Origin of the sequence: Burkholderia sp. Bp9012 (assembly GCF_003853825.1) — a bacterium.
Taxonomy (GTDB): domain Bacteria; phylum Pseudomonadota; class Gammaproteobacteria; order Burkholderiales; family Burkholderiaceae; genus Burkholderia; species Burkholderia diffusa.
Genome location: NZ_QTQA01000029.1, coordinates 71,809 through 84,931 on the forward strand (window position 1 = coordinate 71,809; position 13,123 = coordinate 84,931).

Consider the following 13,123-nt stretch of genomic DNA (forward strand, 5'->3'; position numbering starts at 1 on the left):
GTTCGATTGCGTGTTGTTGTCGTTCGGAATCAGTGAATCACGTGCAGTTCGTAGCGGGCGTCCGAGCGGTCGTCGACCGCGTCGCGCGTGCAGAGGAACGCGTCCCAGCCGAGCCGCGAGCCGGCGCCGAGCACGCTCGCGCCGACCTCGGTGCGCTTCAGCACGAGCTTCACCTCGTATTCGAGCGTGACGCCGGCGAGCAGCGTGAGCATCCGCTCGAGCGCGACGGCCTGCGGGCCGCCGGGCAGGAATGCCTCGTAGTCGCGCTTGGACAGCGGACCGACGACGATCCGCGCGCGCATGTCGCGCTGCCATACGCGTTCGCCGACGAGCGCCGTCGCGCCGAGCACCGCGTTGACTTCGCCGAGCACGCTCAGCTGGTCGGTCGGCACGTCGTACCACTTGCCGACGAACTGGTCGATCTTCACCGGCACGCGGAAATAATCGGACAGCGTGCGCTGCAAGTACGCGGCCGACATCGGCCGGTGCCGCGCGGCGAGCGCGTAGCCGGCAACGGCCTCGTCGAGCACGCCGCCCGCGCCGGCCGCGAGGCTGTCGCGCACCTCGTCGCTCGGCACGCCGGCGATCGCGAGCAGCAGCGGCAGGTAGCGCTCGTCGCGATCGAGTTCGTAATGAAACGGCAGCCGGTATTTCTTCCACGCCGCGTAGAACAGCGCGGTCGCGCGGTTCGAGAACACGTCGAAGAACGCGCGCGCCGCATGGTCGCGCTTCAGGTGCTCGCGCGCGACGATCTGCTCGGTGTAGTGCAGCGGCAGCGCGCCTTGCCCGCCCAGCAGCCCGAAGAACGCGGGCGTCAGCTCGACGTGGCCGAGCTCGCCGGCCGCGAGCGCGGCGCCGCGCTGCTCGCCCGAGTCGAGCAGCGTGCCGTCGTCGTCAAACGAGCGCGCGCCCTCGATCTCGCTCGGCGGAAAACCGAGCGACAGCGTGTTGCGAAATTCGATGCGCTGCGCGACGACGTCGCCCTGCCGCCATGCGCCGGGGGCATCCGACGCCTGCCGCGCGAACAGCCCCTCGAGCACGCGCACCGCCTGGAAGAACTCGAAGCGGTGCGGTTCGTCGAGCAGCGCGTCGACTACGCCAGGATCGATTCGCCGGTCCGGGGCTTGCATCGGATGATCTCCTCGCCGGTGCGCTTCGACACCACGACTAGTTGAACGAAACTGTTGAGGTGGACGTAAAGCCCGAAGAAGCTGTCGAGCACGCGCACGAACGACGCGAGGCTCGCGCCGACGAAGTGCTCCTCGTCGATCGTCAGGCGGATCTCGATGCCGCGCACGAAGGTCGCGAACGGCTTGCCGGGCAGCCACTGCACGGCACCGCGCTGCTCGACGCCGGCCAGGCCGTCGATCTGGCGCATCGACACTGCCGTGCGCCGCAGGTCGTACAGCGTCAGCATTTCCTTGAGCGGCGCGAGGCCGTGCGCGACCAGCGACACGTGGTTCAGCGCCAGATGCGACACGAGCCGCCAGTGTGCGGCGCGACCGCGCTCGAAGCGCACGCTCTGCGTCGGGCGCCTCAGCAGCGAGATGCCGCTCGTCTGCGCGCCGCCTTCCTGGAACAGGTCGCCGCCTTCGAGCCCGAACGCGAGCATCGCCGGCAGGTCGCGGTTCGTGCAGGTGAGGTCGAGGCTCAGCGTGTCGGTTTGCGGCGACGTCGGCTCGAAGTCGATGTCGACGATCGAGATCTCGGTTTCATAGCCGGGGCTTTTTTGCGCGACCCAGTCGTTGCGGCGCGCGAACCAGTAATGGCCGATCCGCGCCGATTCGCCGTGATGCAGCGAATAGAACGGCCGGAACTCGATCACCGATTCTTCATGCGCCTGCTGCCTGACGAGCTTCACCGAATCGATCGAGTACACCTCGTACGCGAACGCGCGCCTCGCCTCGGCAATCACCGGATACGACACCGCGCGGTGCGTGATGCGGATCGGCTCGCCGTGCTGGCGGAACAGGTTGACGATCGGCGTGCAGAACAGCCGGAAATGGCTGGCCGTCAGCAGCTCGAGCAACCGCGCGACGTGCGAATCGCTGCGCACGTCCTGCAGCACGAGATGCAGCGTCGCGCGCTGGCAGCGGCCCGACGCGCGCGCGATCGCCGCGAGGTCGAAGTCGACGAAATCGAACTTGTCGGGGAACGCGAAATATTCGGTGAGCAGGCGATACGCGGGATGCGATTTCGCCGGATAGTCGATCAGCGCGTCGTCTTCGTCGAAGCCGGCCTGCGCGATCGGCAGCTTGCGCAGCGCGGTCCAGCGGCCGTTGCGCTCGGGCTCGACATACGCGCCGAGCACGTTGACGAACAGGCAGTCGGTCAGCGCGGCGACGAACGACTGCTCGCCATGCAGGTGCGCACGCAGCGTCGGCACCTTCAGCGCGCCGAGATCGAGCTGCGCCGCGAGCGATTCGAACGTGATCGAGATCACGCCCGTCGCGTTGGACGGCAGCACCGTCGCGCTCGGCGCGAGCGCGACCGGCACGTAGCGCGCCTCCGAGATGCGGATCGGCGCGAGCGTCACGTCGTAGGCGGTGCGGAAGCGGCACTGCACGCCGCGGATCGGGCGACTCTTCAGTTCGGTGCCGCGATCGATCACGACCGGTTCGGTCTGCTGGCCGGGCGAAGCCGGCGTGAACTGCGCGATCGAGCACGACGGGAACGGCCGCAGGTAGTGCGGATACAGCACTTCCAGCAGCGCTTCGGTGAATTCCGGGTAATCGTCGTCGAGCTTCTTGTTGATGCGCGCGCCGAGCAGCGCGAACGACTCGATCATCCGCTCGACGTGCGGGTCCTCGCAGTGCTCGCCGGACAACGCGAGCCGCGCGGCGATCTTCGGATAACGTTCGGCGAAATCTCGCGAATAGCGCCGCAAAAACGATAATTCGCGCTCGTAGTACGGCAGCAATTCTTCCATCGACGACCCCGAACCTCAATATTCCCTGCCGGACCCTGAACCATCACCGGGCGGTCCGGCCCGCTCGGCGGCTTGATTTACAGCATTCTGGCCGCGCGCGTGCGCGTGACCGAGTACTGCAGCGTCGACGGCTGCAGCATCGCGTCGAAACTCACCGGCTCCTCGGCCGGATGCACGACGAGCAGCGCCTGGATCGCGAAGTACAGCGCATTGGTCGACTGCTCGTTCAGCTCGAACGTCACCTGCACCTGCTGCAGCCGCGGCTCGTGGCGCGCGATGGCCTGCTGGATCGACTTGCAGATGAACGCGCGGTCGTAGTGGCTCGCGAGGCTCAGCCCCGCAAAATCGTTCAGCCCGTAGGTCAGCACCGATTTCTGGCATTCCGGCAGCGCGGCCAGCTCGATCTCGGTGTGCGCGATACGGGTGTTGAGGATCGCCTCGACGTCGCGGGCGACCGTGTTCTTGAGCTCGTCCAGCGACAATTGCCGCATCGCGGCCGAGGCCGGCAGATGTGGTTCGTCGTCGAACAGCTTGTCGAGAAAACTGGGTTCGAATCGTTTCATCGGCCGGCGTGCACAGCGAAAACGGCAACGGGACGCCGCGCGCCCCGTTGCCGCAACCGACCTTAGACCGCGTAGGTCTTGTCGTTCTTCGTCAGGCTCCAGGCGCCCTGCGTGTTGCCGCCCTGGTTGCCGCCGATCTTCTGCTGGGTCTGCTTCCACTGCACGGCCGCGTACTTCAGCGAGAACGTCTCGAGCGGCAGACCTTCTTCGCGAACGCTCGGAGCGATGCTCGAGATAATCACGTACTTGAGCTTCACTTCCAGATACTGCACGCGCTTGCCTTCACCGTCCGCGCGCGAGAAATGGACCGTCACTTCATCGAACGTGGTGCCGCCCGATGCGTGCTGATACAGCAGCGGGCTCGACGAATCGATTTCCTTCGTGAAAATCATGTCGCCGTGCTCGCAACGCGTCATCGTGTGACCGCCTGCGGTCGATGCCGTTGCCGAACGCGGCTGAACGATCGAGTGATCCCACGATTTCAGCTCGATCCAGCCCTGATGGTCTTTGTCCGCGGATTCGCCCTTCACCGCCGGACTACCAAACTGCAAGTGCATGTGTAACATGGCCCTTCGACTCCCCAAAGAGGTGGTTTTAACGTCCTACCCAGGCGGCCCGCCCGGGCGATTTACTCGCTTATGAATTTGCCGGTTTGGGCAGATCAGCGACAAGTCGCAGAGAAATCGAGAGTTCGTCGAGCTGAAAGTGCGGACGCAGGAACGCGACCGAACGATACGAGCCCGGCTTGCCCGGAATCTCCGACACTTGTATGGATGCCTCGCGCAGCGGGAATTGCGCCTTCTGTTCCTGCGACGCGTTGTCGTCGAGCAGGACGTACTGCGAAATCCACCGGTTGAGGAAAGTCTCCACGTTCTGCGCCGATGCGAAGCTGCCGATCTTGTCCCGCATCATCGCCTTCAGGTAGTGCGCGACGCGCGATACCGAGAAGATGTACTGAAGCTGGGCGGACAGGACGGCGTTCGCATTCGCGCTGTCGGTGCTGTATTTTTTCGGTTTCTGCACCGATTGCGCGGCGAAAAACGCAGCGTAATCCGAGTTCTTGCAATGCACGAGCGGGATGAAGCCGAGGTCGCTCAGCTCCTTCTCGCGGCGATCGGTGATCGCGATTTCGGTCGGGCACTTCAGTGCCACTTCACCGTCGTCGGTCTTGAACGTGTGCGTCGGCAGGTCCTCGACGAGGCCGCCGCCTTCGACGCCGCGGATCGCAGCGCACCAGCCGAAGTCGTCGAACGCGGCCGTCAGGCGTGCCGCGAAGGCCCACGCCGCGTTGCACCACAGGTACTTGTCGTGCTCGGTGCCGTCGACGTCCTCGACGAAGTTGAAGTTCTCCGCGGTCTGACCGTCCTTCGGATTGAACGGCAGGCGGCCGAGGAAGCGCGGCAGCGTCAGGCCGACGTAGCGCGAATCTTCGGCGTCGCGGAACGATTTCCACTTCGCGTATTCGACCGTGTCGAACACCTTGCCGAGGTCGCGCGGCTTGCCGAGGTCGGAGAACGACTCGAGGCCGAGCAGTTCCGGCGACGCCGACGCGATGAACGGCGCGTGCGCGGCCGCCGCGACGTGCGACATCTGCTCGATGAAGTACATGTCTTCCGGCTGGCGCGAGATCTCGTAATCGCCGATCAGCGCGCCGAACGGCGAGCCGCCGAACGTGCCGAACTCTTCTTCGTAGACCTTCTTGAACAGCGCGCTCTGGTCGAACTCGCTCGCACCCTTGAAGTCGCGCACGAGGTCGCGCTTCGGCGCGTGCAGCGCCTTGATCTTGATCGTCTGGCCCGTATTGCTTTCCTTGACCAGGTAGTCCATCCCGCGCCACGTGCTTTCCAGGCGCTGGAATTCCGGCGCGTGCATCACGGCGGACAGCTGCGTGGAGATCAGGCGGTCGAGTTCCGCGACGCGCGCATCGATCGTCGCCGACAGGTTGTCCGACACGATCACCGTGCCGTCGAGCACCTGGTGCACGAGTTCGCCGATCAGGTCCTTCGCACGCGCATGCTCGGAATCGGATTTCGCGACCTTGCTCTTCTCGACGATATCGTCGAGCAGCGAAGTCCCGGCGGCGTATTCCGCGCCGCTCGCTTGGGCCGCAGCCGTTTGCTGGTTCATCTCAACACTCCGTCGTCATTCGCCGTCTTTGTCGCCGCCGGTGCCCTTCGCGAGCTCCTGCAGCTGCTGCGTGTTCTTCAGCACCTCGGACAGCAGATCCTCGAGCTTGTCGTTGCCGGCGAGCTTGTTGCGCAGATCGGCGAGCTTCGAGCGCGCCTCGAGCAGGCGGCGCAGCGGCTCGACCTGTTCGACGACTTCGTCCGGGCTGAAATCCGACAGCGAACGAAACTTCAGGTCGACCGCGAACTTGCCGCCTTCCGGGCTCAGGCGGTTTTCCACCTGGAACGCGGCGCGCGGCTCGATCGCCTTCATCACGTCGTCGAAGTTGTCACGGTCGATGTTGACGAACTTGCGGTCGCGCAGCTTCGGCTGCTCGACTTCCGACTGGCCCGCCAGATCGCCGACGACCCCGACGACGAACGGCAGTTCCTTCACCTCGATCGCGTCGCCCTTCTCGACCTCGTAGGTCAGCTGGACGCGCGGCGGCCGTATTTTCTGCAAGCTTTTCTGAATGCTTTCTTTCTTGGCCATCTCGACGGCTCCCAGGTTAGTTGTGGTTATCGCGTCAGTTGCGGTCAGTTGCGCAGAGCGCTGAACGGATCGGCGCCGCCCTTTTGCGGTGCGGCCGGCGGCGTCGGCGCGGTGGTTGCTGCTGCGGCTGCCTCGGCTGCCGGCGCCGCGCCGGCCTTCGGACGGTGAATCACGCGGCGCGTCGTACGCGTCTTCGTGGTCCGCTGCTCCGGCGGGAACAGCGCCGATTCGCCGAGCGTGTCGCGCAGTTGCTTCGCGAGCGCCTGCGCGTCCGACTTCGCATCGCCCGCGAGCGATGCATCCTGGCGCAGCTCGCCGAGCGACTGCGTCGCGATCCGCAGCCCCGCGACGGCGAGCACGCTCTTCGCCTGACGGTCGGTCGCGTCGCGCTGCAGTGCCTCCTGCGCGGCGACGATCGCCTGGCCATAGTGGTTCTGGGCAAACTGGATCTGCGCGATGCGCGACCACGGTTCCTCGCGCGTCGGATCCGATTTCGCGAGCTGCTGGTACAGGCCGAGCGCCTTGTCCTGGTCCCCCGACTTCGCAACGGCGTCCGCATCGGCCAGCGACTTGTTGAACACCTCGGCAGTCGGCGGCGCAGGCGGCTGGTTCGCACAACCGGCGATCACGCCGCAGGCCAGCACTACCCCAGACAATTTTGCGAAGAGACGGTCTTTCATCGTTATATCCACCGGCGCGTGAGTATTAAAATCGTTGAGAATCTGGTTCTTTTGCTTTGCAAGAAGCGCGCGGGTATAGTACCGATCAATTTTTCATAATTCAATCGCTGCGTGCAGAGTAATTCCTTTTAAAACCGTGCGCTACCCCCTCGAAACGTCTTCGGCAACGGCCCGGCGGCGGCTTTTCCATCGACGGGAATGTGCAAGTTTTACTTGCTCGACAACGCCGCGCGCGGGCACCGGAAAAAAATTCCGGAACCGCAATGCGCCGCACGTGTGCTTAATAGTTGAACGGCAGATTAGCCGGCATTCGCGGTGAACGCGGAAATGCCCGGTAGTTTTGACAGGGGAGTTAAAGGCGGCACGCCGGAAACACGATGAGATCGTCCATGATTCGCTATGCGCTGCCGCTGATCGCCTGCGCGCTCCTGGCCGGATGCGCGGCCGCCCCGCTGCTCGGCTCCGCCGCGAGCGCCGTGATGCAGGCCGCCGGCATCGGCAAGCCCGAACTGCCGGATGCCCAGAAGCCGCCGCGCAACATCGGGCTCACGCTCGCCGCCGCACCCAACCTCAACGCCGCGAACGATCGCAAGCCGCTCGCATTAGTAGTAAGGCTCTACGCGTTAAAGGATCCGACTTCGTTCCAGCAGGCGCCGTTCGATGCATTCACCGATCCGACCAAGGAAAAGGCCGCACTGGGCACCGATCTGCTGAACGTGCGTGAAATCACGCTGATTCCGGGCCAGCGCTATACGGCAACCGAAAAAGTGTCGCGCGAAGCGCAGGCATTCGGCATCGTCGCACTGTTCCGCGATCCCGCCATCCAGCGCTGGAAACTGACGTTCGACCCGGCGAAGTCGGAGAAATCCGGCATAATCATCGGCCTGCATAATTGCGCGATGACGGTCACCGACGGCTCGGTCATCGCACCGCAACAGGGTGCGCCTTCACAACCGCTGAATTTGCTTTCGTCGGTCACCTGCGGTTAAGCATGACGCACGAATGTCAATTAACAAGAGTTAACAAATTGGCGATTTAATTCGGGCACGAACAAATCGATTACATCGCAACGCGACATTAACCGGATTTGACATGAGTTATTCGGCCAAGGTGCTTTGGGGGGAAGGGCTGTTCCTCCGGCCCCAACATTTTCAGCGGCAGGACGCCTACCACGAGGCGCGCCTGTTCGAATCCATCCAGGCGATCCAGCCGTACAACTGGGGCGTGCGCTCGGTGCGCATCGACCGCGATGCGCTCGGCAGCAACGTGCTGCGCGTGGCCGAGCTTGCGCTCGTGTTCCCGGACGGCGCGCTGTATGCCGCGCCGCAAGCCGACGACCTGCCGCCGCCGATCGCGCTGGACACGCTGCCCGACGGCATCAACGAATTCGTGTTCTACCTCGCGCTGCACCCGCTGCGCGAGAACGGCACCAACTACAGCGACGATCCGGCCGCCGGCTTCATGACGCGTTTCGTCAGCGAGCAGACGAGCGTTGCCGACAACTTCACCGACGCCGCCGAAGCCGACATCACGTTCCTCAAGACGCAGGTCAAGCTGATCGCGCACAGCGAGCCGCGCGACCAGCTGCTGTCGGTGCCGCTCGTGCGCGTGCGCCGCACCGCGACGTCCGGCTTCGAGATCGACGACAGCTTCGTGCCGCCGTGCCTCGCGATCGACGCTTCGCCGATCCTGCACCAGCGGCTGCGCCAGCTCGTCGACGCGCTGCAGGCGAAGGTGAACGCGCTGTACGGTTTTCACCGCGAGCCGTCGAAGAACATCATCGAATTCCGGTCGGGCGACATCGCGTCGTTCTGGCTGCTGCACACCGCAAACGCCGCGTTCGCGACGCTCGCGCACCTGCACCAGCATGCGGCGCTGCATCCGGAGCGGCTGTTCCAGGAGCTGCTGCGCCTCGCGGGCCAGCTGATGACGTTTTCGAAGGGCTACACGCTTGCCGACCTGCCCGTGTATCGCCATGACGATCCGGGGCCGAGCTTCGCGCGCCTCGACCTGATGCTGCGCGAATTGCTCGACACCGTGATCTCGACGCGCTACTTCGCGATCACGCTCGACGAGGTGCGTCCGTCGTTCCACCTCGGCCGCCTCGATTCGGGCAAGATCGACGACAAGACCGAGTTCTACCTGGCCGTGTCCGCGGACATGCCCAACGTCGAGCTCATCGACGCGGTGCCGGCCCGCTTCAAGGTCGGCGCACCCGACGATGTCGACAAGCTGGTGCTGTCGGCCATGCCCGGCGTGCGGCTGTCGTACATGCCGCAAGTGCCGCCCGCGATTCCGGTGCGGCCCGGTGCATGCTATTTCCAGCTCGATTCGCGCGGCGCGCTGTACGAGCGTATGCTGCAGGCCCAGTCCGCGATGATCTATGCGCCGACTGGCATCAATGACCTGAAATTCGAACTGATCGCGGTCACATCATGAGCTACGCGCCCTCCCTGTTCGGCGACAACACGCCGGCTCCGCTGCATACCCCGGCGTCGACCGACGCCGCGTTCCAGGCCCGTTCGCTGCTCGATCTGCTGTACGACGGGTTCTTCATGCTGTTCCTGCTCAAGAACGGTCGCGAGCCGGACAGCGCGAGCGAATTCAGCACGAAGATCCAGGAGTTTCTGTCGGATTTCGAGCGCGGCGCGAAGAAGCTCAACATTCCGGCCGAGGACGTGTATGGCGCGAAGTTCGCGTACTGCGCGGCGGTCGATGAAATGGTGCTGTCGTCGCAGTTCAAGATCCGCACCGACTGGGAGCGCCGGCCGCTGCAACTCGTGCTGTTCGGCGAGCAGCTCGCGGGGGAGAAGTTCTTTCAGTATCTCGAGGAATGTCGGGCGCAGGGCGCGGCGCGGTTGCAGTCGCTCGAGGTGTTTCACATGTGCCTGCTGCTCGGGTTCCAGGGCAAGTATCTGCTCGAGGGGCCGGAGAAGCTCGCGTATCTCACCGCACGGCTGGGGGACGAGATTGCGCACATGAAGGGCAAGCGCGCGGCGTTCGCGCCGCATTGGCCGCTGCCGGATCAGATCGCGCATCGGTTGAAGCGCGAGGTGCCGGTCTGGGCGATCGGGGCGGTGTTCGCGCTCGTGGCCCTGCTCGGGTATCTCGGGCTCAATACTTATCTCAAGGACAAGACGCTGCAGGCGCTGGCGCCTTATTCGCAGGTCATCAAGGTGGGCCCGGAGTCGGCGAATTTGACGATTTCGCTGCCTTGAGGGGCGTTGAGTCGTCGTTTTAACGCGGCTGCTGCTTCGTGGAAAAGGACCGCCCGGCGGTCCTTTTTTACTGCGGCGTGCGGGATGCGCCGTCAGAGCAGAATGAATTCGTCGTTTTCGACGTAGTACACGAACGCGTCGAACAATTGCGCGATGCTCGGTTCGTCGACCTGGTCGTGCGCGTTGATGACGATGTCTTCGATCGTCGTGCTGTTCAGCGTTACGCGCCAGCCGGGCGGGGTTGCAGCATCCGATACTGCGCCGTCTTTCGCGTCTTCGAAGAAGACACCGCTCGTGTCGGGCGTCCATGGCGTCGGTGGTAGGCAGAGCCGCCCGGTGAAGTCACCGGGATGTTCGAGAACGTGTTTCAACGACACTTCGGTCGCGGTGATAGTCGACATGGGGTGAGGCGGTGGTAACTAAGGGAAATGTAACGGGCTGGTGGACGCACATGCGTCGTAGCGCCCGCGTCAGCGAGCCGCGATTGTGCCAAATAGCGGATGCATAAGGTTGGCCGGCGGCTATCTTCGCCACATCTTCGACTCATCACCAGGATACCGGGAAGGCGCGGGCCAAGCATGGCGCGCGGCCGCCGCCGGCCGGCACCTAGCCATGCTCGACAATACGATACTCGTCGGGCTTCACCCACGATACCGAACGATAAGGCGCCGTGACTGCTCCGTTTTCCCGGTAATGCTCGACGAGCTCCTGCGCACTCCAGTCTCGTCCGGCCGAAAAGAGTGCGTTGAGCTCCATCAGCATTCTCACGAGATGCTGGCGGTCCGCATCGTCGGAAATCGGCCGTATCCATTGATCCCCCTGTTTATGGAATCCAGCGGTCTGCAACTTCGAGACGTGCGCAGGCACATCCGAAAGGACAACGCACCTGTTGCTCGCAATATCGATCACGACGGTTTCATTCTTCGGGATCAGCATCATTTTCTAACCTTCACGTTCACGAGCGTCTTCACGTAGTCATTGTCTGTTGCGTTTGCGCCGCATTGGCCGCTGCCGGATCAGATCGCGCACCGGTTGAAACGCGACGTGCCGGTTTGAGCGATCGGGGTGGTGTTCGCGCTCGTGGCCCTGCTCGGGTGTCTCGGGCTCAATACTTGTCTCAAGGACAAGACTCTGCAGGCGTTGGCGCCTTATTCGCAGGTCATCAAGGTCGGGCCGGAGTCGGCGAATTTGACGATTTCGTTGCCTTAAAGGGCGTTGCCTCGTCGTTCGAACTCTGTTGCTGCCTCATGGAAGAAGGACCGCCCAGTGCACTATCCCGAAAACGGGACGGTCTTTGCGGTGCCTCGCTCCACATAGTACCCGTGCCGGTTAAAGTGCAGCCCAACTCAAATACGAAACATCTTCCGAAGCCGCATCAAGAAAGCAGCGCAAGCGGCTGCCTCCGAGTCGAATGCCTGCTGCTCAGTACGTTGTCCGCGCTCACTGTAGTACACGTACCAGTGCCCATAATTTTCCGCAAGACATAAAGCCTCATCCTTTTCACCTCCAAGGCAGTAGCTATCTCGTGGTGCACCTACCGCATCAAGCGCATTCTGTAGATCTTGCTTATTCATCCATCTCCTAAGGTGACTAGACTCCACCAAGTCTCCAACCGATTTAGGTAGCTTGTACTGCGTACCGAAGCCCAGCTCACCGGACCATGGTGCAATTTTCCCCGCTACTACATTCTCAATCGGCTTTGCCACCTCATACATGTTGCAAGGCTCTTCATTCGATCCGGGCGGAAGCGTTCGTGCAATCGCCCTGCCCGCAAAAATGCGGACGGGGCTCCCCGGCAGTCATTGCTCACTTAGAATTTCTTTGGAGCGAGCTCGATTGCATCGTCTACTAGGCCGTCAAAATTCTGGCAACGCCCTCAAGCTCGCCAACAGAAAAATCGCTCACTGCCTCAAGAGAAACCCCGTAATCCAAGTCAAACTTCACATTGAAGTCTTTACCTTTATACTTGCAGCGCAAAATATCGGCCTCCGGTATATGGACGACTTTTTCGAGGGAAATTCCATCCTTTCCCGCGAGCAATTCACTGCAAACACGCTCGAAATCCAGAGCATCCAAATCCTTCGAATTAAATTCCCGCATCGCTAAGCACCTTATTACAGTCAAGATCCCCAATCGTCATCTTGTCAACACCGGGTCTCGATCGCTTGGACGATCCAATGATGTAGTTGTACACGTCATCGCCTTGATAGCCTTTACCGTTTGCCTTGGCAACCGTTTCCTTCCAGGTGAGCATAGGCTCCGCCTTGCCAGTCGGCGAATTGATCCCCGTATAAAGAGCGGTAGCAGCATCGCGGTCGGCCATCAAAAGTCTAGCTCGAATACGTGCTTGATTACGCAACTTATGCGCAAGTCGCGCCCTTTCCTTCAAATTTTTACAGCTGCACAATTGCTGATCGATCCTGCTTTCTTCGCGCTTATACCAACAGCGAGTCTGAACGTCACTCAGCGATCCGCCTTTCGGATCTGTTTCCCTGAGCTTTACCAACCCCAGAGCATCCGTCCACTCGACAGGATTTGGCGCATACTGAAAATTATTTGATCCACCGTGCAACTTTATCGGATCCTGGCTAGTAAATCTGCCAGCTCTCGGGTCGTAATACCGATACCGGTTATAGTGCAGCCCCGTCTCCTCATCGACCTGCTGCCCCTGAAACCGCAACGGATTCCTGGCGACGATCCCCGCCGCCTTCGACACCCGCGCGATCACCTCCCGCGCTTCGCCCCACGCCTTGTACGACGCCTCCCACACGACATCGCCATCGTCGTCCGTCAGCAACTGCGGCGTACCGATCTGATCGCAGTGGTAATAGAACACCGCCGCATCACCCCGCCGCTCCGGCAGCCTCTGCAGCGGATCTTCCTCCGGCACATAGCGGTCGGTACTCTTCCACTCCGGCGTCGCGATTCCCTCGACCGGCTCCGCCACATACTGCGCCAGCGGCACGAATGTCCCGGGCTCGTAGAGATAGTGCGTGGCGCGCTCGCCGTCACTCTCGTACGCCAGCGTGTCACCATCCCACCCGAACACCGTCCGCTCGCCGTTCAACTCCTTCG

At 62.7% G+C, this 13,123-nt stretch carries 15 protein-coding genes and 2 pseudogenes; 4 read left to right on the forward strand and 13 right to left on the reverse strand.

The genetic code is table 11. The features are described 5' to 3' along the window. Positions 1-29: 29 nt before the first annotated feature. The 7 genes from tssG to DIE11_RS30410 form a co-directional block, all read right to left on the reverse strand. On the reverse strand, positions 30-1,130 hold the full coding sequence (gene tssG / locus DIE11_RS30380) for a type VI secretion system baseplate subunit TssG (RefSeq protein WP_059607866.1): 1,101 nt from the start codon (positions 1,128-1,130) through the stop codon (positions 30-32). Beyond that, complete coding sequence (gene tssF / locus DIE11_RS30385) at positions 1,094-2,929, reverse strand: type VI secretion system baseplate subunit TssF (protein WP_124629123.1); 1,836 nt, start codon at positions 2,927-2,929, stop codon at positions 1,094-1,096. The genes tssG and tssF overlap by 37 nt, the downstream gene beginning before the upstream one ends. A gap of 77 nt (positions 2,930-3,006) precedes the next feature. Continuing rightward, positions 3,007-3,492, reverse strand: a complete 486-nt coding sequence (tssE, locus tag DIE11_RS30390) for a type VI secretion system baseplate subunit TssE (protein ID WP_059465243.1) — start codon at positions 3,490-3,492, stop codon at positions 3,007-3,009. A 62-nt stretch (positions 3,493-3,554) separates the two neighbouring features. Continuing rightward, complete coding sequence (locus tag DIE11_RS30395) at positions 3,555-4,058, reverse strand: type VI secretion system tube protein Hcp (protein ID WP_006477093.1); 504 nt, start codon at positions 4,056-4,058, stop codon at positions 3,555-3,557. 70 nt (positions 4,059-4,128) lie between these two features. Then, positions 4,129-5,619, reverse strand: a complete 1,491-nt coding sequence (gene tssC, locus DIE11_RS30400) for a type VI secretion system contractile sheath large subunit (protein WP_039320274.1) — start codon at positions 5,617-5,619, stop codon at positions 4,129-4,131. 15 nt (positions 5,620-5,634) lie between these two features. Next, positions 5,635-6,150 carry a type VI secretion system contractile sheath small subunit gene (gene tssB / locus DIE11_RS30405; RefSeq protein WP_044845930.1) on the reverse strand — a complete coding sequence of 172 codons (516 nt, stop codon included), beginning with the start codon at positions 6,148-6,150 and terminating at the stop codon, positions 5,635-5,637. Between the two features lie 44 nt (positions 6,151-6,194). Continuing rightward, entirely contained in the window at positions 6,195-6,830 is a 636-nt protein-coding gene (locus DIE11_RS30410; protein ID WP_124629125.1) for a M48 family metallopeptidase, read from the reverse strand. 377 nt (positions 6,831-7,207) lie between these two features. Between DIE11_RS30410 and tssJ the strand changes: the two genes are divergently transcribed. The 3 genes from tssJ (at position 7,208) to icmH (ending at position 10,048) form a co-directional block, all read left to right on the forward strand. Beyond that, positions 7,208-7,819, forward strand: coding sequence for a type VI secretion system lipoprotein TssJ (gene tssJ, locus DIE11_RS30415; protein WP_059607863.1), 612 nt, complete (start codon positions 7,208-7,210; stop codon positions 7,817-7,819). A gap of 103 nt (positions 7,820-7,922) precedes the next feature. Further along, a complete protein-coding gene (gene tssK, locus DIE11_RS30420; protein WP_059682129.1) occupies positions 7,923-9,269 on the forward strand; it encodes a type VI secretion system baseplate subunit TssK in 1,347 nt (448 codons plus the stop codon). Next, a complete protein-coding gene (gene icmH, locus DIE11_RS30425; protein WP_059510562.1) occupies positions 9,266-10,048 on the forward strand; it encodes a type IVB secretion system protein IcmH/DotU in 783 nt (260 codons plus the stop codon). The genes tssK and icmH overlap by 4 nt, the downstream gene beginning before the upstream one ends. A gap of 92 nt (positions 10,049-10,140) precedes the next feature. Here the strand turns inward: icmH and DIE11_RS30430 are convergent, their stop codons facing one another. Together DIE11_RS30430 and DIE11_RS30435 are read right to left on the reverse strand one after the other, a co-directional pair. Beyond that, on the reverse strand, positions 10,141-10,449 hold the full coding sequence (locus tag DIE11_RS30430; protein ID WP_059465238.1) for a hypothetical protein: 309 nt from the start codon (positions 10,447-10,449) through the stop codon (positions 10,141-10,143). Between the two features lie 205 nt (positions 10,450-10,654). Beyond that, on the reverse strand, positions 10,655-10,987 hold the full coding sequence (locus tag DIE11_RS30435; protein WP_239007270.1) for a hypothetical protein: 333 nt from the start codon (positions 10,985-10,987) through the stop codon (positions 10,655-10,657). A gap of 51 nt (positions 10,988-11,038) precedes the next feature. Between DIE11_RS30435 and DIE11_RS30440 the strand changes: the two are divergent. Then, positions 11,039-11,257, forward strand: a pseudogene (locus DIE11_RS30440) (DotU family type IV/VI secretion system protein); the annotation flags it as partial. 137 nt (positions 11,258-11,394) lie between these two features. Here the strand turns inward: DIE11_RS30440 and DIE11_RS37195 are convergent. The 4 genes and pseudogenes from DIE11_RS37195 to DIE11_RS37200 all read right to left on the reverse strand — a co-directional run. After that, a complete protein-coding gene (locus tag DIE11_RS37195; RefSeq protein ID WP_239007271.1) occupies positions 11,395-11,622 on the reverse strand; it encodes a hypothetical protein in 228 nt (75 codons plus the stop codon). A gap of 15 nt (positions 11,623-11,637) precedes the next feature. Continuing rightward, positions 11,638-11,847, reverse strand: a pseudogene (locus DIE11_RS37560) (glycohydrolase toxin TNT-related protein); the annotation flags it as partial. Between the two features lie 49 nt (positions 11,848-11,896). Further along, the gene (locus tag DIE11_RS30450; protein WP_239007272.1) at positions 11,897-12,148 is read right to left on the reverse strand and encodes a hypothetical protein; all 252 of its coding nucleotides are present in this window, start codon (positions 12,146-12,148) and stop codon (positions 11,897-11,899) included. Further along, on the reverse strand, positions 12,135-13,123 hold a 989-nt coding region (locus DIE11_RS37200; protein WP_260437209.1), incomplete at its 5' end, for an RHS repeat domain-containing protein. The genes DIE11_RS37200 and DIE11_RS30450, both read right to left, overlap by 14 nt.

Excerpts from the sequence above, each read along its gene's own strand:
- tssG (WP_059607866.1), bottom strand. The coding sequence starts at position 1,130 with ATGCAAGCCCCGGACCGGCGAATCGATCCTGGCGTAGTCGACGCGCTG.
- tssF (WP_124629123.1), bottom strand. The coding sequence starts at position 2,929 with ATGGAAGAATTGCTGCCGTACTACGAGCGCGAATTATCGTTTTTGCGG.
- tssE (WP_059465243.1), bottom strand. The coding sequence starts at position 3,492 with ATGAAACGATTCGAACCCAGTTTTCTCGACAAGCTGTTCGACGACGAA.
- DIE11_RS30395 (WP_006477093.1), bottom strand. The coding sequence starts at position 4,058 with ATGTTACACATGCACTTGCAGTTTGGTAGTCCGGCGGTGAAGGGCGAA.
- tssC (WP_039320274.1), bottom strand. The coding sequence starts at position 5,619 with ATGAACCAGCAAACGGCTGCGGCCCAAGCGAGCGGCGCGGAATACGCC.
- tssB (WP_044845930.1), bottom strand. The coding sequence starts at position 6,150 with ATGGCCAAGAAAGAAAGCATTCAGAAAAGCTTGCAGAAAATACGGCCG.
- DIE11_RS30410 (WP_124629125.1), bottom strand. The coding sequence starts at position 6,830 with ATGAAAGACCGTCTCTTCGCAAAATTGTCTGGGGTAGTGCTGGCCTGC.
- tssJ (WP_059607863.1), top strand. The coding sequence starts at position 7,208 with ATGAGATCGTCCATGATTCGCTATGCGCTGCCGCTGATCGCCTGCGCG.
- tssK (WP_059682129.1), top strand. The coding sequence starts at position 7,923 with ATGAGTTATTCGGCCAAGGTGCTTTGGGGGGAAGGGCTGTTCCTCCGG.
- icmH (WP_059510562.1), top strand. The coding sequence starts at position 9,266 with ATGAGCTACGCGCCCTCCCTGTTCGGCGACAACACGCCGGCTCCGCTG.
- DIE11_RS30430 (WP_059465238.1), bottom strand. The coding sequence starts at position 10,449 with ATGTCGACTATCACCGCGACCGAAGTGTCGTTGAAACACGTTCTCGAA.
- DIE11_RS30435 (WP_239007270.1), bottom strand. The coding sequence starts at position 10,987 with ATGATGCTGATCCCGAAGAATGAAACCGTCGTGATCGATATTGCGAGC.
- DIE11_RS37195 (WP_239007271.1), bottom strand. The coding sequence starts at position 11,622 with ATGAATAAGCAAGATCTACAGAATGCGCTTGATGCGGTAGGTGCACCA.
- DIE11_RS30450 (WP_239007272.1), bottom strand. The coding sequence starts at position 12,148 with ATGCGGGAATTTAATTCGAAGGATTTGGATGCTCTGGATTTCGAGCGT.